The sequence below is a fragment of the Burkholderia sp. AU31652 genome (assembly GCF_002223155.1).
GTDB lineage: Bacteria > Pseudomonadota > Gammaproteobacteria > Burkholderiales > Burkholderiaceae > Burkholderia.
Map to the genome: position 1 here is coordinate 537988 of NZ_NKFG01000007.1, position 21926 is coordinate 559913.

21 protein-coding genes are annotated in these 21926 nt (G+C 66.6%); 10 read left to right on the plus strand and 11 right to left on the minus strand.

All coding sequences use genetic code 11. The annotated features are described in order from the left end of the window. Nucleotides 1-59: 59 nt before the first annotated feature. From CFB40_RS34395 to CFB40_RS34405, 3 genes are all read right to left on the minus strand, one after another. On the minus strand, nucleotides 60-1304 hold the full coding sequence (locus CFB40_RS34395; RefSeq protein WP_089433843.1) for a saccharopine dehydrogenase family protein: 1245 nt from the start codon (nucleotides 1302-1304) through the stop codon (nucleotides 60-62). Nucleotides 1305-1347: 43 nt separating this feature from the next. Continuing rightward, nucleotides 1348-2277: an acetoacetate decarboxylase family protein gene (locus tag CFB40_RS34400; protein ID WP_089433844.1), complete on the minus strand. Its 930-nt coding sequence runs from the start codon at nucleotides 2275-2277 to the stop codon at nucleotides 1348-1350. A 176-nt stretch (nucleotides 2278-2453) separates the two neighbouring features. Continuing rightward, nucleotides 2454-2903, minus strand: coding sequence for a MerR family transcriptional regulator (locus CFB40_RS34405; protein ID WP_089429866.1), 450 nt, complete (start codon nucleotides 2901-2903; stop codon nucleotides 2454-2456). Between the two features lie 168 nt (nucleotides 2904-3071). On the opposite strand from CFB40_RS34405, the gene CFB40_RS34410 reads away from it, so the two are divergent. Beyond that, a complete protein-coding gene (locus tag CFB40_RS34410; protein WP_089433845.1) occupies nucleotides 3072-3902 on the plus strand; it encodes an alpha/beta fold hydrolase in 831 nt (276 codons plus the stop codon). Nucleotides 3903-3976: 74 nt separating this feature from the next. Here CFB40_RS34410 and CFB40_RS34415 read toward each other — a convergent pair whose 3' ends face one another. Further along, complete coding sequence (locus tag CFB40_RS34415; RefSeq protein ID WP_089433846.1) at nucleotides 3977-4639, minus strand: glutathione S-transferase family protein; 663 nt, start codon at nucleotides 4637-4639, stop codon at nucleotides 3977-3979. 123 nt (nucleotides 4640-4762) lie between these two features. On the opposite strand from CFB40_RS34415, the gene CFB40_RS34420 reads away from it, so the two are divergent. Beyond that, nucleotides 4763-5743, plus strand: coding sequence for a helix-turn-helix transcriptional regulator (locus CFB40_RS34420; RefSeq protein WP_089433847.1), 981 nt, complete (start codon nucleotides 4763-4765; stop codon nucleotides 5741-5743). 111 nt (nucleotides 5744-5854) lie between these two features. On the opposite strand, the gene CFB40_RS38420 is transcribed toward CFB40_RS34420, so the two are convergent. Beyond that, the gene (locus CFB40_RS38420; protein WP_143329936.1) at nucleotides 5855-6040 is read right to left on the minus strand and encodes a hypothetical protein; all 186 of its coding nucleotides are present in this window, start codon (nucleotides 6038-6040) and stop codon (nucleotides 5855-5857) included. Between the two features lie 32 nt (nucleotides 6041-6072). Here CFB40_RS38420 and CFB40_RS34425 point away from each other — a divergent pair, with 32 nt between their 5' ends. Continuing rightward, nucleotides 6073-6780, plus strand: coding sequence for an Imm50 family immunity protein (locus tag CFB40_RS34425; protein ID WP_089433848.1), 708 nt, complete (start codon nucleotides 6073-6075; stop codon nucleotides 6778-6780). Between the two features lie 17 nt (nucleotides 6781-6797). On the opposite strand, the gene CFB40_RS34430 is transcribed toward CFB40_RS34425, so the two are convergent. Continuing rightward, a complete protein-coding gene (locus CFB40_RS34430) occupies nucleotides 6798-7442 on the minus strand; it encodes an HD domain-containing protein (RefSeq protein ID WP_089433849.1) in 645 nt (214 codons plus the stop codon). A gap of 168 nt (nucleotides 7443-7610) precedes the next feature. Between CFB40_RS34430 and CFB40_RS34435 the strand changes: the two genes are divergently transcribed. After that, entirely contained in the window at nucleotides 7611-8018 is a 408-nt protein-coding gene (locus tag CFB40_RS34435; protein WP_089429872.1) for a DUF3224 domain-containing protein, read from the plus strand. A gap of 205 nt (nucleotides 8019-8223) precedes the next feature. Here the strand turns inward: CFB40_RS34435 and CFB40_RS34440 are convergent, their stop codons facing one another. Further along, a complete protein-coding gene (locus tag CFB40_RS34440; RefSeq protein ID WP_089434033.1) occupies nucleotides 8224-9462 on the minus strand; it encodes an SfnB family sulfur acquisition oxidoreductase in 1239 nt (412 codons plus the stop codon). A gap of 292 nt (nucleotides 9463-9754) precedes the next feature. On the opposite strand from CFB40_RS34440, the gene CFB40_RS34445 reads away from it, so the two are divergent. Both CFB40_RS34445 and CFB40_RS34450 read left to right on the plus strand, forming a co-directional pair. Continuing rightward, nucleotides 9755-11032 (plus strand): acyl-CoA dehydrogenase family protein, encoded by a 1278-nt coding sequence (locus CFB40_RS34445; RefSeq protein WP_089433850.1) that lies wholly within the window; start codon nucleotides 9755-9757, stop codon nucleotides 11030-11032. Continuing rightward, nucleotides 11029-12423, plus strand: a complete 1395-nt coding sequence (locus CFB40_RS34450) for an LLM class flavin-dependent oxidoreductase (RefSeq protein ID WP_089433851.1) — start codon at nucleotides 11029-11031, stop codon at nucleotides 12421-12423. Before CFB40_RS34445 ends, CFB40_RS34450 begins: the two co-directional genes overlap by 4 nt. Nucleotides 12424-12682: 259 nt before the next feature. Here the strand turns inward: CFB40_RS34450 and CFB40_RS34455 are convergent, their stop codons facing one another. After that, nucleotides 12683-14110 (minus strand): MFS transporter, encoded by a 1428-nt coding sequence (locus CFB40_RS34455; protein WP_089433852.1) that lies wholly within the window; start codon nucleotides 14108-14110, stop codon nucleotides 12683-12685. 347 nt (nucleotides 14111-14457) lie between these two features. Between CFB40_RS34455 and CFB40_RS34460 the strand changes: the two genes are divergently transcribed. From CFB40_RS34460 to CFB40_RS34470, 3 genes are read left to right on the plus strand one after another with little or no spacing between them, the layout of a single operon-like run. Further along, nucleotides 14458-15450 carry an aliphatic sulfonate ABC transporter substrate-binding protein gene (locus CFB40_RS34460; RefSeq protein ID WP_089433853.1) on the plus strand — a complete coding sequence of 331 codons (993 nt, stop codon included), beginning with the start codon at nucleotides 14458-14460 and terminating at the stop codon, nucleotides 15448-15450. Between the two features lie 11 nt (nucleotides 15451-15461). Further along, nucleotides 15462-16316 carry an ABC transporter permease gene (locus CFB40_RS34465; RefSeq protein WP_179255336.1) on the plus strand — a complete coding sequence of 285 codons (855 nt, stop codon included), beginning with the start codon at nucleotides 15462-15464 and terminating at the stop codon, nucleotides 16314-16316. Next, nucleotides 16313-17134 (plus strand): ABC transporter ATP-binding protein, encoded by an 822-nt coding sequence (locus CFB40_RS34470; protein WP_089433854.1) that lies wholly within the window; start codon nucleotides 16313-16315, stop codon nucleotides 17132-17134. The genes CFB40_RS34465 and CFB40_RS34470 overlap by 4 nt, the downstream gene beginning before the upstream one ends. 196 nt (nucleotides 17135-17330) lie before the next feature. Here CFB40_RS34470 and CFB40_RS34475 read toward each other — a convergent pair whose 3' ends face one another. The 3 genes from CFB40_RS34475 to CFB40_RS34485 all read right to left on the minus strand — a co-directional run bounded on the left by CFB40_RS34475 (nucleotide 17331) and on the right by CFB40_RS34485 (nucleotide 20679). After that, the gene (locus tag CFB40_RS34475) at nucleotides 17331-17861 is read right to left on the minus strand and encodes an OsmC family protein (protein ID WP_089429879.1); all 531 of its coding nucleotides are present in this window, start codon (nucleotides 17859-17861) and stop codon (nucleotides 17331-17333) included. Nucleotides 17862-18336: 475 nt separating this feature from the next. Beyond that, the gene (locus CFB40_RS34480) at nucleotides 18337-19902 is read right to left on the minus strand and encodes a methyl-accepting chemotaxis protein (RefSeq protein ID WP_089433855.1); all 1566 of its coding nucleotides are present in this window, start codon (nucleotides 19900-19902) and stop codon (nucleotides 18337-18339) included. A gap of 273 nt (nucleotides 19903-20175) precedes the next feature. Next, complete coding sequence (locus tag CFB40_RS34485; RefSeq protein ID WP_254600283.1) at nucleotides 20176-20679, minus strand: VOC family protein; 504 nt, start codon at nucleotides 20677-20679, stop codon at nucleotides 20176-20178. A 413-nt stretch (nucleotides 20680-21092) separates the two neighbouring features. On the opposite strand from CFB40_RS34485, the gene CFB40_RS34490 reads away from it, so the two are divergent. Beyond that, nucleotides 21093-21812: a thioesterase II family protein gene (locus tag CFB40_RS34490; RefSeq protein ID WP_089433856.1), complete on the plus strand. Its 720-nt coding sequence runs from the start codon at nucleotides 21093-21095 to the stop codon at nucleotides 21810-21812. The last annotated feature ends 114 nt before the right edge of the window (nucleotides 21813-21926 follow it).

Sequence of the window (21926 nt, forward strand, 5' to 3'; positions counted from 1 at the left end):
TTGTTTCGCAATCCGATCTTTATCGGCTTCCTGTCGAATGGCGAGCGAACGGCGCGCGCTCAAATCACTTCGAAACGCAGCCCCGCATGGCGCACCAGGCGCTCGATGTAGCGCGCGTCGAACATCGTCGCGGGCGTCCAGAAGCCGCCGCCGCGGCCGGTCTTCACGCCGTCGCCGGCGCAATCCAGCGCGAGACTGATCGCGGCCTGGCCGAGCATCTTGCCCGTGGAGCCATAGCCGGGATCGCGGTCGCCGGTGACTTTCACGCGCAAGGTCTTCCCGTCGTCGGTACGGCCGAAGAAGCGCAGATCGTAGCGGCCGGCCAGCTGCGCCGCGGCGCTCGGCCCCTCGCCGGGTTTCGGCAGCAGGAAACGCTCCATCAGGCTGCGCACCGGCTTGATGACGACACCCACCATGAACGCGCCGAGACCGGCCACCATCGTCACCGCGGTCAGGCGGCCCTTGAGGCCCGTGCCCGTCATCACCGCTTCGTCATACGTGAAGCGGCTGCCGTACGCGTTGCCGGCGAGCGCATTGGAGCGATGCACGACACGCTCGTTGATCGCCGCCATCACGAACGGCGCGATCCACGCGTCGAAGTCGCGATCGAATGCGGCGGATCGCACCGCATGCTGGCGCATCGTGAAGCCATGCCCCGGCGGGCACAGCGAATACGGATCGAGCAGTTCCCGGCGCAACGCTGGGTCGGCCGCCGCTTCCCTGACGACGTTGATCACGCTCGCCACCGTGCCGCCCGACGCGCCGCCCTTCAGCGTTTTCACCCGCATCTTCACCTGGGCGGCCGGCACGTCCCACCGCTGCCGCGCCTGCTGCTGCAGGAAGAACACGCCCATGTCCGACGGCACCGAATCGAAGCCGCAGCAATGGACGATGCGCGCGCCGGATTGCCGGGCCGCAGGCTCGTACCTGTCGATCATCCGCTTGATCCATTGCGTCTCGCCGGTGAGGTCACAGTAGTCGGTGCCAGTCTCCGCACAGACCCTGACCAGCGGCTCCCCGTAAAGCGCATAGGGGCCGACGGTGGACACGACCACCCGCGTCTGCGCGCAGAGCGCGCGAAGCTGCGCTTCGTCGGCCGCGTCGGCGACGATGATCGGCACCGACTGCCCGGCCGCGCCCAGCGTATCCCGGACCTGCCTGAGCTTCGCTTCCGAACGGCCGGCGATGGCCCAGCGCAGCGTTTCGCCGCTGCCTGACAGGTACTCGGCGAGGTAGCGGGCGAGGATCTGCCCGACGAAACTGGTGGCGCCGAATACGACCAGATCGTGGGTCGGACGGGTCATGGGCGATTCCTTCGGCGCGGGCGTGCCGCGAAGTGGCGTGGCGTCAGCGTGGCTTTCCGGGTTCATCGAAGGCCTTCAACGGGGTCGGCAAGTTCAGCACCAGCTGCGCGTCCTTCACCACGTCGAGACGCAGGATGGTGGACGCGCCCAGCCCGTCGAGCAGCTGGCTCAGCGGGCCGCCATGCCGCACGAGCTCGACGTTGCGCGGCAGCAGGCGCTGAGCGAACGATAGCGCATTCGTCTGCACGAATGTCTGGTGCCATTCGCCGTCGATGCGGTTGATCATCGTCGACGTGCCCATGTGCGACTGCGACGCGACGTTCGTCAGCTCGGGCATCGGCACGCTCAGGCTCAGGTCCGGCCGGCCGCCCGGGCCGGCAATGCGGGCGGTGGCGGTGGCGGTGGCGGTGGCGTCGAGTTTCACGTCGATATCGGCGAGCCACTTGGGCAGCTGATAGCCGTGCACGCCGCGCACCCGCGCGATTTCCGTGGTGACCGGCAGCGCGAGCACGTGCGCGAAGAAGCTCCGGCGCCGCATCGAATCGAGCAGCTCGAGCGCGTGTGATCCGGTCGAGCCGGGCCGCCGGATCACCACCGCGACCGACACTTCGTCATACGGATCGTTGTCGCACACCGAATACGAGAAGAAGGTCAGCGCGACCAGCCCGTACCCGGGAAGCGCGCGCAGCGGCTCGAGCGGCACCGGCAGCGTGGTCCGCAGGCGTTCGAGCGGCGCAAGGAACAGCAGCTGAATGCTGCTGGAACGGTAGTAGAAATTCGGCGCCCAGGTCGGGCCGACCCGCGACGCAACCTGACGCTTCGGAATCCGACGGAAAAAATCGATGTTCCCCGCCGCGGGATCGCGCGCCACTTCGTCGAGGTCAGGATTCATCCGGAACCGGTCGTAGTACCCGCCTTCGGGCACGTCGACCTTGTGTGGGCCGAATTCGACCTGTGTAAACCGCCTGTCCATATTCGTTGCCTCCCGTCGATGATCGACCGTGGCAGGCAACACCCGATGCCCGCTGACTCACCGCCGTCAGCAAGCACTCTAAGATTTAAGTCAACTTTAAGGTCAAGGCCCCGAGTAGAGGGGCACGTCGGATTGCGTTTGAGCGACTGGCCGGCGCTCGCCGGGCCGGCGCTGGATCATTTGGCGGTCGTGCGACGGCCCTTGCCGGGTGTCGGCGCCTCGCCCGGATTGCGCAACCGGTCCATCACCCAGCGCGTACGCTCCGAGCAGGTCAGTTCGGCCGGCCGGTTCTTGATGCTGTCGATCGCGACGCGCAGTTGCGCCTTGTTCTCCTCGAGGCGCTTCTGCATCGCGTCGATCTCGGCGACTTTCCGTTCGAGCGCCTCCACCAGCCCGTCATGCTGCCAGTTGCCGGCTTTCAACGGCAGCAGATGGCGGATCTGCTCCAGCGAGAACCCGGCACTCTGTGCGCCGGCGATGATCTCGAGCATCCACACCGCGTCGTCGCCGTATTCGCGATAACCATTCGTGCCGCGCTCCACGGCCGTGAGCAGCCCCTCAGCCTCGTAGAAGCGGATCCGCGAGGCCGTCAGGCCACTGAGCTTCGCGAGTTCCCCGATTCTCATCCCTGCCTCTCCAGCGTGTTGACATTAAACCTAACTTTAAACCTAGAGTGAACGCATCGCCAAGGCAGGCGGGCAGCGGATGCCACCGCATGCGCCGCGCCGGCCCGGCGACCCTCGCGACCGGCAGGACCGTCACGGATCGATATCGCCCACCGAACAGGAGCAGACATGGGATACGTCACAACGCAGGATGGCGTCGACATCTTCTACAAGGACTGGGGGCCGCGCGACGCGCAGGTCATCTTCTTTCATCATGGCTGGCCGCTCAGCGCCGACGACTGGGACGCGCAAATGCTCTTCTTCCTGGCACAGGGCTATCGCGTGATCGCGCACGACCGTCGCGGCCATGGGCGCTCCAGCCAGGTGTGGGACGGTCATGACATGGATCATTACGCGGACGACGTCGCCGCGGTCGTGAATCACCTCGGCGTGCAAGGCGCCGTTCATGTCGGCCATTCGACCGGCGGCGGCGAGGTGATCCACTACGTCGCCCGTCACGGCGAAGACCGCGTCGCCAAGGCCGTGCTGATCAGCGCCGTTCCGCCGCTGATGGTCAAGACGAACAGCAATCCGGGCGGCCTGCCGAAAGCGGTATTCGACAACCTCCAGGCGCAACTCGCGGCGAACCGTGCGCAGTTCTACTACGACGTGCCCGCCGGCCCGTTCTACGGCTACAACCGCGACGGCGCGAAACCGTCGCAAGGCGTCATCTGGAACTGGTGGCGGCAGGGCATGATGGGCAGCGCGAAGGCCCACTACGACGGCATCGTCGCGTTCTCGCAGACCGACTTCACCGAAGACCTGAAAAGCACCACGATCCCCGTTCTCGTGATGAATGGCGACGACGACCAGATCGTTCCGTATGCGGATTCCGGGCTCCTGTCGGCGAAGCTGGCGAGGAACAGCACGTTGAAGACGTATGCGGGCTTCCCGCATGGCATGCCCACGTCCAACGCCGAAACGATCAACGCCGATCTGCTCGCGTTCATCCGCGGCTGAAAATCGACGACGCCACTGCGGCCTTCAGTTGCCCTTGCGGCTGAAGGCCGTCGCCTGCCCGCTCTCGAACGCGGCTAGTCGAGCCCGCGCAGAAAATCGGGAACCGCTTCACCGATCGACGCAAGATAGCCGGCCATCGCGCCGGCGACCTTGCGCACGGCGGGGCGTGCCGTCATCCGTTCACGCCACGCGAGCAGGCGGGGCGTTTCGCCCGTCATCGGCGCGCCCTTGCGCGCGCCGAATAACTGCGCCATGTAGAACGCGATGTCGGCATAGGAATACGTGTCGGCCAGAAACGCGCGATCCGCCAGCACGTGCTCCATGCGACGATAGTATTCGGCCGCCGCGGCGCGTGCAGCCTGTGCGGCCGGATCGTCCGGTGTCGCCTCCAGCCCCATCAGCCGGATGATGTGCGGAAAATAGATTTCGTCGCTGCAATGCTCGAGCTGACGCGAGATCGCGCGCGCCGCCGGATGCGCCGGCCATAGCGCGGGATCAGGCTGCAGATCCTCGAGATACTCGAAGATCTGCGTGGAATCGAAGAGCTCCAGATCGCCGTCGATCAGCACCGGCACCTGCCGCTTCGGGTTGATCCGCAACACGTCCGGATGTTTGGGATCGTAGCCGCGACGCTGGCTGAACGGCACCATCACCAGTTCGAATTCGATGCCCTTCTCGTGCGCGGCCATCTCGACCTTCGCGCCAAACATGCTCAGCGGCCCGGAAATGATCTTCATCGCTTGATCCCTCGTGATGTCATGCTGCGTCGCCCGCGTCGATGAAACGGATCGGGAATGCGCGAAAGCATAAACCCGATAACATGACACCTCATGTCAGGTATTTGAGGTAACGTGTCGCTCATGAAAGCGAGCCGCCTGTTGTCGATCATGATGATGCTGCAAGCGCGCGGCCGGATGACCGCACCGGCGCTCGCCGAAGCATTGGAAGTATCCGAGCGCACGATCCTGCGCGACATCGACCAGCTCTCCACGGCCGGCGTGCCGATCTGGGGCGATCGCGGCCGCAACGGCGGCTTTCAGTTGAGCGATGGCTGGCGTACCGATCTCACCGGGCTTACCGAGCACGAAGCGCACGCGCTGATTCTGGCGGGCTTGCCCGGGCCGGCGCGAGAATTGGGCCTCGACGGCATGGCGACTTCCGCGCGGCTGAAGATGATCGCAAGCCTGCCGCCCGGCTCGCGCGAGCATGCCGATCGCGTCGCCAGCCGGCTGCACGTCGACACCGTCGACTGGTATCGCGCGAAGGAAACGCCGGCCTGCCTGCGTGACGTGGCCGATGCGGTGTGGGGCTCGTATCGTATCGACGTGAAATACCAGAGCTGGCGCGGCGTATCCCGCCGCGAACTCGAGCCGCTCGGTCTGGTGCTCAAGGGCGGCGCGTGGTACCTGGTTGCCAGGGTGGTCGGCAAGCCCGGCGCACTCACGTTCCGGCTCGCGAATATCCTCGAACTCGATGCATCGCGCCGCCGCTTCAAGCGGCCCGTGCGATTCGACCTCGCGACGCACTGGCGCGACGCGATGAGCCGGTACGAAGCCGACCTCGATAGGTTGACCGCCCATATCGCCGTGTCGCCGCGCGGCGAAACCTGGCTGGCCAACGCGCGGATCAAGGCCGAGCCGGTCGCGCCGGAACAAGGCAGCACGGAGGTGCCGCCGGGATGGAAGGCGTTCCTGATGCCGATCGAATCGATCGAGCACGGCGCGCGGAAATTGCTGGGGTTCGGCGCACACGTGAAGATCCTCGGGCCGCAAGCGCTCAAGGATCAGTTCATCGACGAGTTGGCGCAGGTGCAGGCGCTCTATCAGGCCGGTGACGATTGAAGCATCGCGTTGCGCGACGACGTGGTCGCGGCGATTCGAAACAATGGAACCGTTGAGTCTTCGTCAAGTTTGACGTCGCGCTTCTCAAGGTGGTACTGCCGGCCACGCCGGTCAATTATCGCGCTTCGCCCCAACCCCGACCTGTTCAGCCACCGGCCCGCGGTGGACGATTGACAGCCGCCGGCAGAGCGCCGACAGTTCCGGCATCGCCGCTCGATCGCGCAGGCCGGCATACCAGGGATCGGCCACCGCGAGCGCGAGCGCGCGTGCCGCGCCTGTCGCAAGCAAGGCGCCCATGGACTGCTAGCCAACCATACCGAGAGAACAGCATGCCGCTTCAGTCGAACTACCCCAACACGCTCCACTACGTTCGGCAGAATGCGCGCCGGCTGACCTATGACATCGGCTACTACCTGAGCCCGCACAGTGACGGAGCGATCACCGTCGGCTACGAGATCGTGCAGGCGGCGCACCACGGCCGCATCGGCTGCGCGGCGACCACGCTCGATTTCCGGGGCTCGCTCGAAGAAGCGGAACGGTATCTGGTCAAGCAGCTCGAAGCGATGGTCGAGGACTTGCCCGAGTCGTGGGAATCGGATCAATACAGAAACCGCAAGGAGACGGACGAGAGCGCGGTCGAGCATGCGTGGCTGATACGCAGCATCTACGGCTACTGGCCGAAATTTCATGACGCCGGGGTACTGGCCATCGCACTGCGCCGGGTCAACGTGAACGGTGGATGGCAAACGGATATGGAACTCACGATCCGTCATGCCGGGCAAGACAATCCGGCATGGAAAGGGCCGCAAACGCCTTGCCGGATTACGTTCCTGTTCGAGGACGTAGAGGGAACCGAGTTCGCGACGGAAAATGTCGCGCTCCCGTCGTGGATTTACGATCTGCGGTTTTCTCACTGCGACGACGGCCGCATCCAGATCGACCTGTATCCGTCGACCGGCTTCGGGATCCTGCTCTACTGTCGTGCCGCGACCGTCATCCGCATCGAGCCCTGCGCGGCAGACGACGTCGGCATCTGAAAACCACATCGGCACAGTCAGATTTCGTCGGAAAACTCGCCGAGAAAGCGCTGCAATCGATCGCGGCGCACGATCGCCATGCGCGTGCCGGTGACGGTCTGAAAACCGGTTGAAAGCCTCAGCAGTTTCGTGCGGAAGTGATCGATCGCGAATCGCGTGTCGTCGAGCGCCCGTGCCGATGCGTGCGGATCCGCCGGGTCGTACAACGCGCTGCCCATCCGGCCCGCGACATAAAAGCACCGCGCGACGCCCACCATGCCGATCGCATCGAGCCGGTCGGCGTCCTGCAGCACCTTGGCTTCGATCGTCTTCGGCGCGACACCGGCCGAAAAACTGTGCGCCTCGACCGCATGCGCAACCGCGTCGATCTTCGCATCCGGCCAGTCCAGCGACTTCAGCACCTGCCGGGCCTTCTCCGCCGACAGCCGCGATGCCTGCGCGCGAAGCGGCGAATCCTTCTCCACCGCCACGCAGTCGTGCAGCAGCGTCGCCGCAAACAGCACCTCCGCGTCGCCGCCCTCCTTCGCCTGGATCGCGGCCGCGTTCTTCCACACGCGTTGCAGATGCGACGTGTCGTGCGCGCCGTCGCCATTGGCATCGCGCCAGTGCGCCAGCAAGGTGTTGGCCAGATCCTGAAAGGGTGCGAACGCAGGGAAAGTCATCGGGGAAAGCGGTCGAGGTCGGGATGCCGATTATCGCCGCAAGCGCCGCGCGGCATACGATCCGCCATCCGTTCCGCCCGTGATTCCGGTATATCAAGCAAACTACAACCTCCAGCAGAACCCGGTTGCCTTATAGTGCGGGTTGCCAATTCGACGAGGAGCGCTGCAATGACACTGCTGGCCAATGGTCCGTTTGAAGTGAAGCTGAATCCGGAATCCCTGAGTGCCGTCGCGGAACAGACCGGGCTCGGCCGCATGTCGCTGGACAAGCAGTATCACGGCGACCTGGAAGCCGTCAGCCAGGGAGAGATGCTAGCGTTTCGAAGCAGCATCCCGGGCTCCGCCGGCTATGTGGCGATGGAAACCGTGCAAGGCGCGCTGGGCGGCCGCCACGGCAGTTTCGTCCTGCAGCACAGCTCCACCATGACACGCGGGCAGCCGCAGCAGTCGATCACCGTCGTGCCCGATTCCGGCACGGGTGAACTGCTGGGGCTCGCCGGCTCGATGATCATCACCATCGACAACGGCCTGCATTCGTACCGCTTCGACTACACGTTGCCGGAATCGCCTCGGTAAGCCGGCTCGTGCAGCCGATGCGGCTGCTTCGTGGTGTCGCCGCGCCGGGGCAATGACGCCGTCCATGCAGCATTCACGTGCCCGATACCCGGCAATTGCGCTCCGACGAACGCACTACCGGGTTCGCTCGTGATCACGCAGATGCGTTCGACCGCGATGACGCACTCACCCGTCACCGAGCCATGACACCACGATCGTCACGCGTTCAATTCCACGCATGGCGCGCCGGCCGCACGCCGTTCAGGTAGTAATTGCCGACGAGGTGATATTTCCAGCGCACCGGATCGTGCAGCGTATGCGTGCGTGCATTGCGCCAGTGCCGGTCGAGGTTGTGCTCGGCCAGCGTCGACTGCGTGCCCGCCAGCTCGAACAGCTTCTCGCCCGCGAGCAGCGCGATTTCCGTCGTCAGCACCTTCGCCTCGCCCACCGCCACCGATGCACGTGCGACGTCGTCCTCGGTCACGTCGCCGCGCGCCGCGATCTCGTCGAGCGTACGCGCCGCGCGCTCGAGCAGCGCCTCCGCTGCATGCAGCTGGATGTGCAGATGGCCAACCTCGCGAATCGTCAACGGATCGTCGGCCGCCCGCTCGACGCCGCTGTCGACCCACGGTCGCGTGCGCGAGCGCACGAACGCCAGCGTATCGTCGAGCGCGGCCTTCGCGATGCCCGCGTCGATCGCGGCCTGGATGATCTGCGACAGCGGGCCGTTCAGCGTCGGCAGGTCGGACACGCGCTGGGCCGGCAGCACGTGCGACGCCGGCACGCGCACGTTGTCGAGCACGACGGTGCCGCTCGCGGTGGTCCGTTGCCCGAACCCCGACCAGTCGTCGATTACGGTCAGCCCCGACGCGGGCTGGCGAATGTACGCGAGCCACGCTTGGCCCGTGTCGTCGAGGCCGAGCACCGGCACGTAATGCGCGAACAGCGCGCCGGTCGAATAGAACTTGGTGCCGTCGACGACGTAATCGTCGCCGTCCCGCCGCACGCGCGTCTTCAGATCGAGCACGTGCTTCGTGCCCTTCTCCGAAAAGCCGTTGCCGAACCGCTTGCCGCTCAGCACTTCCGAGAACAGGTGGCGCTTCTGCGCGTCGGTGCCGGTCAGCGCGATCACGTCGACCAGCCCGAAATGATTCTGCGGCAACTGCCCGAGCGACGGATCGGCCGCCGCGACGATCTTCACCACCTCGGTCAGCGTCACGTGCGACACGCCCGCGCCGCCGTACGCCTTCGGCACGGTGATGGCCCACAGCCCCGACTGCGAGAACCATTCGATCTCGTCACGCGGCAGCCGGCGCTCCCGGTCGCGTTCGGCCGCGCCTTCCGCGAGCCGCTGCGCAAGCGCATGCGCGGCCGCGATGGCCTGCGCGTCGTCGGCGATCACGCGGGCCGCTTGCGGTTGCGGATCGGCCGGCCGTTCCTGGATCGTGGCGCTCGTCTCTGACATCGGGCTCTCCTGCAGATTGACGGAAACGTTCAATCTAGCAGCGCCGCGCACGCCGGCAAACCGAGCGATTCGCACAACGATATTCCTTCGCATGACAAACGATGCAGTGCGCGGCCCGCAATGAACCGTGCGTCAGCGACGATATCGACGCCCCGGCATCGATGCCACACCGCCTCGCCCGCGTAATGCCCGGTGACGATAACGATGTACGAATCCGTTATTGGATCGTCAGCAGCGTGCTTCCTATACTGGCCTGCCGGCATCGACGGCCCTGCCTTTCAAGGATCACCGCATGACTTCGTCTCCCGCAGCAACCGAACTTTCCAACGGCACTGACTATGACGCGCTTGCCAGCCGCTTCAGGCCGATCTTCGAACGCATCGCGGCCGGCACCGCGGAACGCGAACGCCGCCGAGAACTGCCGCACGAGGCGATCGGCTGGCTGAAGGCCGCAGGCTTCGGCGCCGTGCGGTTGCCGGTGCGCGATGGCGGCGCCGGTGCGTCGCTGCCGCAGCTGTTCCGGCTGCTGACCGAACTCGCTACCGCCGATTCCAATCTGCCGCAGGCCTTGCGCGGGCACTTCGCGTTCGTCGAGGACTGGCTGAACGCGCCGCCCGGCGCCGATCGCCAGACCTGGTTCGACCGCTTCGCGAGCGGCCAGCTCGTCGGCAATGCATGGACGGAAACCGGCGACGTGGCGCTCGGCCAGACCATCACGAAGGTATCTGAAAAGAATGGCCGGCTCGTGCTGAACGGCCGGAAGTTCTACAGCACCGGCAGCCTGTTCGCCGACTGGATCGACGTGTTCGCGCAACGCGCGGACGACGGCCGCGACGTGATCGTCGCCGTCGCGACCGCGCAGCCCGGCGTGATCCGCGAAGACGACTGGGACGGCTTCGGCCAGACGACGACCGGCAGCGGCACCACGCGCTTCGAGGACGCGACGGTCGACGCGCGGGACGTGATCGACTTCGCGCGACGCTTCAAGTACCAGACGGCGTTCTACCAGCTCTTCCACGTCGCGACGCTGGCCGGCATCGGCCACGCGATCGTGCGCGACGCGGGCGACCTGGTGCGCCGCCGCACTCGCGTGTACAGCCACGGCAACGCCCCGCGCGCGGCCGACGACGCGCAGCTGCAGCAGGTGATCGGCGAAATCGCGTCGTGGGCCTATGCGGCCGACGCGCTCGCGCTGCGCGCCGCGCAGCCGCTGCAACGGGCCTACGAGGCGCACTTCGATGGCGATGAGGCGGCCGAGCACGATGCGAACGTGGCAGCCGAGATCGAATCCGCGCAAAGCCAGCTCGTCGTGTCGGACCTCGTGCTGCGCGCGGCGACGCGCCTGTTCGACGCGCTGGGTGCGTCGGCAACCCGCAGCACGACGGCGCTCGATCGTCACTGGCGCAACGCGCGCACCGTGTCGTCGCACAATCCGCTCGTCTACAAGGCGCGGATCGTCGGCGACTGGGTCATCAACGGGCGCACGCCGCCGTTCGTCTGGCAGATCGGCAACGGCCCGGGTGCGAGTTCAAACACGAGCACGCATGCAGAGACAGGAGCCGCCCAATGAGCAAGACCATCCGCTTCAATGCGTTCGAGATGAACTGCGTCGGCCATCAGTCGCCCGGGCTGTGGGCGCATCCGCGCGACCGGTCGTGGCAATACAAGGATCTCGACTACTGGACCGACCTCGCCCGTGTGCTCGAACGCGGGATTTTCGACGCGATCTTCATCGCGGACGTGATCGGCTACTACGACGTCTACAAGGGCAGCAATTACCACGCGCTGCACCAGGCCGCGCAGATCCCGGTCAACGATCCGCTGCAGCTCGCCGCGCCGATCGCGATGGCGACCGAGCATCTCGGCATCGGCATCACCGCGTCGACGACGTTCGAGCACCCGTACACGTTCGCGCGCCGGCTGTCGACCGCCGACCATCACACGAAGGGCCGGCTCGCGTGGAACATCGTCACGTCCTACCTTGAAAGCGGTGCGAAGAACGTCGGCGACAACGGCCTGCGCACGCACGACGACCGCTATGCGGTCGCGGCCGAATACGTCGAGGTGCTGTACAAGCTGTTCGAGGGCAGCTGGGAAGACGGCGCGGTCGTGCGCGATCGCGACGGCCGCGTGTTCACGCATCCGGAGAAGGTGCACGAGATCGGCCACAAGGGCCGCTTCTTCGACGTGCCCGGCTACCACCTGTGCGAACCGTCGCCGCAGCGCACGCCGGTGCTGTTCCAGGCCGGCGCGTCCGGCCCCGGCAAGGCGTTCGCCGCGCAACATGCGGAATGCGTGTTCGTCGCCGCGCCGACGCGCCCGCAGCTCGCGCGCTACGTGGCCGACGTGCGCGCGCAGGCCGCGGCCGCCGGGCGCGACGCGAGCAAGGTCCTGATCTACAACCTCGTCACCGTGATCGTCGACGAGACCGACGAGAAGGCGCAGGCCAAGTTCGACGAATACCGCAAGTACGTGTCGTATGACGGGTCGCTGGTGTTCATGTCCGGCTGGACCGGCATCGACTTCGGCCAGTACGCGCCGAACGATCCCGTCCGGCGCGTCGAAACGAATGCGATCGTGTCGGCGGTCGAGCACCTCGCGGGCGGTGACACCGCGTGGACCATCGAGGAACTGGCGGCCTGGGGCGGCATCGGCGGCCTGGGGCCGGTGTTCGTCGGGTCGGCGGAAACCGTCGCGGACATCCTGCAGGAATGGGTCGCCGCCACCGACGTGGACGGCTTCAACCTCGCGTATGCGGTGGCGCACGAAACCTTCGAGGATGTCGTGCGTTTTCTCGTGCCCGAGTTGCAGCGGCGTGGCGTGTATCCGACCGGCTATGCGCCGGGCACGCTGCGCGAGAAACTGTTCGGCGGATCAGCGCGGCTGCCGGACGAGCATCCGGCCGCGCAGTATCGCGACATCGAGCAGGTCAAGCGCGATGCCGAGCGGGTAGCCGCCTGAGCGTGACGACCATTCGGCGGCTGGTCGGCCTGCCGTGTGCGGGCCGGCCGGCGTCACGATGAGCAACAACTGGTGCGTCGGGCCGCGACTCGCCCGACACGTCGCCTGATCACCCCTCTCCCCTCATTCGACGCCCGATGCGGGCTGTGTTTCCGCGCTCGTCCATCGAGCGGGCGAAACGTGCGGCTGCGGCAACCCACGACGACGCGCGCACCCACCGTGCGCGCGTTTCCCTAAGGAAGTCTAACCTCGACCGCGTTCAAACACCGCCGTCATCATCGATATCACGCGCCGTCGGCTCATAACGCACGATCAACAGAAACACGATCGGCGTGGCGGCGCTGATCGCGACGACCCAGAACATGTCCGTGCCGAGCCGCGCCTGCAGGATCGGCAGCACGAACAGCGCGAGCGCCTGACCGATGCCGCACAGCGAACGCCCGAAGCCGACGCCGGTGCCGCGGATCGCCGCCGGATACGACAGCGTCGGGTAGATCATCATCTGCGCGCCGGGCCCGAACCCTTCGGCGAACAGCCAGGTGCCCAGCATCAGCAGCACGAAGCCGATCGCGAGCGCGCCATGCGGATGCCCTGCCAGCGCGAGCGCCACGAGCGCGACGAACTGCAGCGCGAAGCCCGCGATCGCGACATGGCGTGACGCATGGCGATGGGCAAGGCGCATGCCCAGCAAGCCGCCGGTGAACGCAAACAGCACGTTCAGCGCCAGCGACGCCGCGATCGTTTCGAACACGCCCGCGCCGAGAAACTGCGACAGGATCGACGGCAGGAAGAACGCGATCGCCGTGTATTCGAACGGGATGCACAGGTTCATCACGCTGGCGACGATCGTGCGTCCCAGGTACGGGCGCTGGAACAGCACACGAATGCGCACGGGCGGCTGGCTCGGCGCGCGTCGGGCGTCCTCTGCTTCGTGCGCATGAATCCCGTACGACTCGCGCAGAATCCGCGCGGCGTTGGCCAGGTCACCCTGGTTCGCGGCCCACAGCGGCGACTCGTTCATGAACCGGTTCCGGAACAGAATGATGACGAGCGCCGGCACCGCACCGAAGATCAGCGACGCGCGCCACAGCCATCCCGCATGCTCGGCGGGCAGCAGGAAATACAGCCCGAAGATCAGCAGGAAGCAGACCGACGACGCCACGTACCACATCGGGCACCACGCCGCGAGCCGCGACGCCTTGTTGCCGCGGCCGTTGAACTTCGAGAATTCCGCGAGAAACGCCATCGCGACCGGCAGGTCGATGCCGACCCCGAGCCCCATCACGAAGCGCGCGCCGATCAGCACCCACACGTTCGGCGCGAGCCCGGCCGCGATCGCCGCGACCACGAAAAACAGCATGTCGGCCATGAACACCTGATAGCGGCCGATCTTGTCGGTCAGCCATCCGCCGATCAGGCTGCCGAAGATCGTGCCGATCATGATCGCCGACCCGACCAGCCCGGTCAGTGCCGGTGTCAGGCCGAACTCGCGCGCCACGTCGTCGATCCCGTAGGACAGCGTCGTCAGGTCGTACGCATCGAGAAACACGCCGCCCAGCGCCAGCAGCACGATCATCCGGGCATGGCTGACCGAGCTGTCCACCGTGTTGATCAGGCGCGCGACGTCGCTTGCCGAGCGAATGGGCGAGGAAACCGGTGTAACGGCGTTCAGATCGATCGAACTCATCGCATTCCTTAGTTTTTCGCCGAATGATCGGCGATGTCCGCATGAAGCCGGAAGTCAGGCGTTTCAATCGCGCCCCGCAAGAGAACCTAGGCAGCCGAGCGCTTCCCAACACGCGACGCCATCACGTTCCGGCAGCACGCATTCTGTTCTCCCGATTCCGTTATCCCAAGCGATATAAATCGATAAATTAATCGGCCCGCGTCATTAAGTTGCTCGCCGCCCACGCTTAGCAGCAGCGTGCATGTTCAATCGCGGATTTCTTCGTTCACGGCGCGCCGATGCTTCGTTACATTGGCCGGTCACCCTGCCTGTTCGCGGCATCTTGCCGCCCTTCCGGAGAATCCCCGATGAAGCTGTCCTGGTCCCGCGCGTGGCAATCCGCGGCCCTCGTCGTTGCCGCGCTCGCCAGCCTCGTCTCGGTGCACGCACGCGCCGCGACGCCCGCGGAGATCCGCGTCGACTATGCGTACTACTCACCGGAGAGCCTGGTGATCCGCCACTTCGGCTGGCTCGAAGACGAATTCAAGGCCGACCGCACGTCGATTCGCTGGGTGCTGAGCCTGGGCAGCAATCGTGCGCTCGAATACCTGAACAGCGGCGCGGTCGATTTCGGTTCCGCCGCGGGTCTCGCGTCGGTGCTCGCGCGTGCGAACGGCAACCCGATCCATACGGTCTACGTGTTCTCGCGCCCCGAGTGGACCGCGCTGGTGGTCCGCAAGGATTCGCCGATCCGCTCGCTCGCCGACCTGAAGGGCAAGAAAATCGCCGCGACGCGCGGCACCGATCCGTTCCTGTTCACGCTACGCGCGCTGCACACGGTCGGCCTGACCCGCGACGACGTCGAGATCGTCAACCTGCAGCATCCGGACGGGCGCACCGCGCTTGCGAACGGCCAGGTCGATGCGTGGGCCGGCCTCGATCCGCACATGGCCGCGGCCCAGCTCGACGACGGCGCGCGCCTGCTCTATCGCAATGTCGCGTTCAACACCTATGGCTTCCTGAACGTCCGCGACGCGTTCGCCAGCCAGTATCCGCAGGCGGTCACGCGCGTGCTGAAGGTCTACGATCGCGCGCGCCAGTGGATCGTCGCGCATCCGGCCGACACCGCGCAGATCGTCGCCGACGAATCGAAGGTATCGCTGCCGGTGGCGAAACTGCAGCTGCAGCGCAACGACTTCAGCGATCCCGTTCCGGGCGACACCCAGCGAGCGGCGCTGAAGGCGGCTGCCCCCGTATTGACGGCCGAACAGCTGACCAAGCCCGGAGTCGATCCCGCGAAGATCGTCGATACGCTGATCGATCCGTCGTTCGCGCGCCCGCTCGTCGACGCATCGCGCTGAGACTGCCGCCCATGACCGACACCGCCGCCCGCGACGACACGCTCGCGCCCCGCCGCCCCGCTTCGCCGCCCGCTGGCCGACGCGATCCGCTTCGCCGGTGGCGGATCGCGGGCCTCGCGCTGCCGTTCGCGGCGCTCGCGTTGCTGGAGGTCGTCGTGCGGCAGGGCTGGCTGCCGAATCATCTCGTCCCCGCCCCGAGCGAGATTCTCGACACGCTCGCCCGCCTCGGCGTCACGCGCGTGGCGCGCCATGTCGGCGCGAGTACGCTGCGGGTCGCGGCGGGGTTTGCGGCGGGCGCCGGACTCGCGCTCGTCGTCGGCGCGGCGATGGGCCTGAGCCGCCGGATCGACGCGCTGTTCGAACCGACGTTCCAGGCGCTGCGCGCGATTCCGTCGCTCGCATGGGTGCCGGTGTTGCTGCTGTGGCTCGGCATCGACGAAGCACCGAAGATCACGCTGATCGCCATCGGCGCGTTCTTCCCGGTCCACCTCGCGGTGGTCGCCGGCATTCGCGACGTCGACCGCAAGCTCGTCGAACTCGGCGCGGTGTACCGGCTCGGCCCGTTCGCGCTGTTCCGCCGCATCCTGCTGCCGGCCGCGCTGCCGCAGATCGTCACCGGCTTGCGCACCGGCCTCAGCCTCGCGTGGATGTTCATGGTGGCCGCGGAGCTGATCGCGGCCACGCGCGGGCTCGGCTTCCTGTTGAGCGACGGCCGCGAAACCGGCCGCCCGGATCTCGTGTTCGGGGCGATCCTGCTGCTGGCGCTGCTCGGCAAGCTAACCGACGGCGCGATGGCGCGCATCGAGTCGCGCTGGCTCGGCTGGCGCGATGCATTCGACCACACGCCACGTAAAGGGTCGGCATGAGCACACGTTCTTCCGCACACACGGCGGCGCGCACCGCGACACCGCTGCTCGACGTGCGCATCACCCGCAAGCTTTACGGCGATCGCACGATCCTCGCCGATGTCCCGCTGCAGGTTGCGCGCGGCGAGATCGTCTGCGTGGTCGGCCCGAGTGGTTGCGGCAAGAGCACGCTGCTGCGGATCGTCGCCGGCCTCGATACGGATTTCCGCGGCAGCGTGAAGCTGGGCGGCGTCGCCCTCGACGGCCCGTCCCCGCGCGCCGGTGTGATCTTCCAGGAGCCGCGGCTGCTGCCGTGGCTATCGATCGCGGACAACGTCGGCTTTGCGGCCGGCCCGCGCGGCGGCCGCGAGCCGGCCGTCGCACGGCTGCTCGACGAAGTCGGCCTGGCCGGGGTCGCCCGGCAACTGCCGGCCACGTTATCGGGCGGGATGGCGCAGCGCGCGGCGATCGCGCGCGGGCTGTTCGGCGAGCCCGACCTGCTGCTGCTCGACGAACCGTTCAGCGCGGTCGATGCGATCACCCGGATGCGGCTGCAGACGCTGCTGCTCGATGTCGTCGCGCGGCACCGGACGGCCGCGATCGTCGTCACGCACGATCTGGACGAAGCGCTGTATCTCGGCGATCGCGTGCTGATGCTCGCGCCCAATCCGGGCCGCATCGACGACGAGATCCACGTCGGGGTCGCCCGGCCGCGCGATCGGCGCGACCCGACGCTGGCCGTGCTGCGCGCGCGGCTGCTGGACGCATTCCAGCAGCTTCAGGATCGTGCCGACGAGACGACGCGCCGACCGCGCGACCTTCAGGCCTCCGAAGCCTGACTTCGCGCCCGCCGGTTCACGACCGGCGTCGCCCGGCCCCGATTCGGCACGCGTTCAGCGCCGGGGCGATGCATCCGTCATCGAATACCGATGCTGCAGGAATCGCAGCCGTATCGAAGCGCCGCCAGGGTGCGCGAGGTATCGCGCACCTGCTCACCGCTCAGCGAGGTGACATGCCGCAACTCACCGGCGCACTTCAACCGTGCGTATGTCTCAACTCGCCGTCGATCGTCTGCGGCAGTCTCAGCAGGTTGAAGATCGGGCAGATGGCCTCGACCGCCTGATGCAGTGCCCGAATCGTCTCCGGCGGTTCGGGCGAGACGATATCGAGCGTGTAGCGAAGGTTGTGCGGGAACACCGGCACATGCTCGAACCCCGGTTGCTGCGCGAGCGGATGCTGGTCGCCGGTCACCTCGACCTCGATCGAGTCGATTTTCAGGCCGCGCTCCGCGGCCTGGATCAGCGTGATGTGCGTCAGGCAACTGCCGAGCACGCCGAGCTGCAGCTCCGGCGACGCCGGCCCGAGGTTGTAGCCCGCGAAATCGGGCGGGCTGTCGCTGATCACCTGGAAGTCGCGAATGCGGATCTCCCGCACGCCGCTGCGGCCCAGCGCGCGCACGGTCGCTTTCAGCGGGGTCGCCTTGAGTTCCGGATTGCTGCGGGCGGCTTCCTTTTTCGCGAGCCACGCGTCGCGCTTTTGTTCGAGATAGTCGTTCAGTGTCGTCATGTCAGGCCGATACGGTCGCAATGACTGGCCGCGCATACGGCGGTCAATCGAAGGGGATCTTCATGCTATTCCCTTCGCTGACCGCCACGAAACGATCATTCCAGCAAAGCAATTCGCAGGATGTGATGTCGCATTGCGACACGCGCGCTCGGGAATTTCCGGCTGTCGTTCATCTCCTCGAGTTATCCACAATTTCCGTGCATAACCCTGTGGAGAACGTTGGAGAAATTACCCGTCCGCCTTGACCGGCAAGGATCACGGCTACGCCGTGCTGCCTCGGGGCCCCTGAACGCAGACCGCGTCGCATCGCGCTCGGCGATCGGCCGATCGTCGTGCTTCACCGCGCCAGTGCATGGATCGCGTCGACGTCGGCAGTCAGGAAGTCCGCACCAGAAATGTGCCGCTTCGACGCCGGTGCACCGCGTTGGCGGCAAGCCGGCCCGTCGATCCCGCTCCGGTCGCCCGTATCGGTGCATCAGGCGAGCGCCTCGTCACGCAGACGGAACTGCGCAACCGCCGCACTCAGCCGCGCGCCCTGTTCATCGAGCGACAGCGCGGCGGCCGCGGCCTCCTCGACCAGCGCGGCATTGCGTTGCATCGTCTGCTCCATCTGGATGACCGCGGCGTTCACCTGCTCGATGCCCGACGCCTGCTCCTCGAACGCCTGGCCGGTTTCGTTCATGATCGTATTGACGCGCTCGACCGCCGCGACGAGCTCGGCCATCGCCGAACCGGCCAGTGCGACGAGGCCGCTGCCGTCTTCGACACGCTGCGCGGAATGGCCGATCAGTTCGCGGATCTCCTTCGCCGCCGACGCGCAACGCTGCGCGAGCCCGCGTACTTCCGTCGCGACGACCGCGAAGCCCCGCCCCTGCTCACCGGCGCGCGCGGCTTCGACGGCAGCATTCAACGCGAGGATGTTGGTCTGGAATGCGATGCTTTCGATCACGCCGACGATCCCGGAAATCCGCGTGGAGCTGAGCGAAATCGCCGACATTGTCTCCACCACGCGCTGCATCGCCTCGCCGCCGCGCGACGCGATGCCGGCCGCGCCTTCGACATAGGTGCGCGCATCGCGCGCGTTGTCCGCGTTCTGGCGCACGGCCGCCGTCAGCTGCTCGACGCTCGCCGCCGCCTGTTGCAGCGAGACGGCCTGCTGCTCGGTGCGCGCCGACAGGTCGACGTTGCCGCTCGCGATCGTGCGGACGTCGCCGACGATCGTCTCCGTGCTCGTGCGCACCTGGTTCACGGTGTCGACGAGGCCGTCCTGCATCCGTTTCAACGCATGCAGCAGATAGGCCATCTCGTTCTCGCCGGGCACCACGACCGTTCCGGTCAGGTCGCCTGTCGAGATCTTCTCGAACTGGTCGACCGCGAGCTTGATCGGCTCGATGATCGCCTTCGCGAGCACGCGCTGCGCAAGGAAGCCGACGACGAGTGCGAAGGCCGCGACCGCCGCCATCCCCCACACGATCCGGTGGAACTGCACGCCGGCCGCCTCGTAGCGCGCCCTTTCGCGCGCGACCTGGAACGCCTCGAGCGCATCGATCGCCTCCTGGTAGGCGGCGAACAGCTCGGGCGGCGCGGTACGTTGCGTGTCGAGGAAGCCGAAACCGTCGTCGCCGTCGAGTTGCGAGAGCGCCTTCAGGAACACGCGGTCGAGCAACGCCCGACGGCGATTCTGCAGCGTGTCGAACAGCGCCTGCTCGTCGGCGTTGCGCGCGTGCAGCCCCGCATAGGCATCCAGTTCGTCGTTGCTCTGCTTGAGGAGCGTGCGGAGTTTCGCGATCTCTTCCTTGGCCGAGTGGCCGGCGCTGATGATCTGCGCGACGTCGCTCATGCGTTCGCGCAGCACGAGCATCCGCTCGGAGCTGGTCTTCAGGTGCAGCAGCGACGCGGTGTCGTCGCGGTACATCGCCTCGAGCGAACCGTTGCCCATATAGAGGGCCGCGATGCTCGCGCCGACCACCAGCACGAGCAGCACGGTATAGCCGGCGATGGTCGCGACGAGGCCACCACGGATAGTGAGTTGTTTTCGCATGACGTTCCCTTGCGCGGGCCGGGCGCGGCCAGCGGCAGATGTGGATTCCGGATCACGAAAGACGCGCGCCGTGTCGCAACACGGGGCGCATGGGCTGCGAACGGGTTAACGGCGGCGGGAACGGGGAGGTTTTACCGATACGCGACGTGAATCTTGACGATTGCGACAGGGGCAGGGGCGAAGCGGTACGTGACGAGTGCGCGAAGCCGTGCCGACGATCATCTGGGAGTGAAGAAAGGCATCCTGATCACTTCGACGCACTCCGACGGGTATCTAGCCGCCGTTCGTCAGCCTCGAACGAATCTCGTCAACCGACAGGTCGCGCTGATGCGTTGCGATCTGCCATCGATTCCCCCACGGATCCTGCACCATCGCCCGCCTGTCGCCGTACGGCATGTCGGCGGGGGCTTCGAGCGTGGTCGCACCCGCTGCAAGCGCCCGCCGGTAGGTCAGGTCGGCATCCTCGACATACACGTACAGGAATGCCGGCATCGGCTCACGCAGGCCATCTTCCCCGCTGATCATCACGACGGAATCACCGATCCTGATTTCCGCGGGCAGCCCCGGGCGGTACTCGCCCTGTGCGTGAAATACCGTTCGGATGAATTCGATCAGGTTTTCAGGATCAGGCACGACGATCCGGGGCGTGACGGTGTGCCATCCATCGGGCTGGAACCTGGCCATGTCGGGCAGCCTCCGAAGAGATTTCCGACGGGTATTGTGCGCCGGGCGACCTCTGTGGGCAAAGGGGGCGACGCTGCACTCCGCGGTGTCCACGCCGCCCTCCATTCAGATAGGGACGGATTCGACATGTCCGACGACGCGCGTCCCCTCTTCCTACGACATACATCCGCGCGGCCGCATGTTTAACTCATGCCCAGCCGGATCGGGCGCATTCCGAATCCGGGCGGCGCGCGCACCTTGAAGGTTCATGAAGCCCGTCAATGCTTCGATGAATTCCGATGTGCTTGACGCACTGCTTGTACACAGCGACGACGAACCGGCTATCGACGTGTGAACCAACACGCGCGTCGCTGCCGCACCCGTTGCGCTCCAAGTGAGGCTTGCCTACGCATCGCCATGCCAACAACGACTGGAACCTGAATGGTGACAAACGCCGAACCCGTGAATTTCCACAGCGCGATCGCCTGTGCGCCGGCAGCCAATGCGCCGCTCGAGTCCCCGCTCGCATGCGTCTGATCTGTTTTCCGTATGCGGGCGGCTCGGCCGCCGTCTACCGCGCGCTGCAAACCTTGTTGCCCGGCATCGAAGTGCGCCGTCATGAACTTGCCGGCCGAGGCGGCCGCCTGTCCGAGCCTGCCATCCGAGACATGTCGACGCTGGTCGACACGTTGCTGCGCGACCTGGACAACTGCTTCGATCGTCCCTTCGCGCTGCTCGGACACAGCATGGGCGCGGCGATTGCGGCCGAACTGGCCCTGCGACTTCCCGCCCACGCACGACCGAACCTGCGGCATCTGTTCGTGAGCGCGCGTGCCGCACCGGGCCAGGAGCGCCACGATCGGCGCATGCAGGCGCTGGATGATCGCGCCTTCATCGATGCGCTGCGCGAGATGGGCGGCACACCGAAAGCGGTGCTGGACAACGGCGAACTGATGGCGCTGCTGATGCCGGCGCTGCGTGCGGATTTCACGCTGATCGAAAACCACCGGCCCGTGCCCGGGCCCAGGCTGGCGGTGGATATCACCGCATTCGCGGGCCGGGGGGACAACGAGGTCCCCGTCGATGCCGTTGCGGGCTGGGGCGCCGCGACGACCGGGCGCTTCGATTTTCACGTCATCGATGGAGATCATTTCTTTCTGAGAAACGAAATGCGGACGATGGCCGGCGTCATCGCGGCGCGCATGCGGCGCGCGGAACACGCCGCGTCGAGCGCACTGCAGGCATGACGGGCCGATCCTCGCGATCGGCGTGCCGGCCGGTGCCGTGATCGTCGAATGAAAACGCCCGCGCGCCTGATCCGCTCCCCTGCCGGAGCCGCGGGCCGGTCAAGCAAGTCGGGA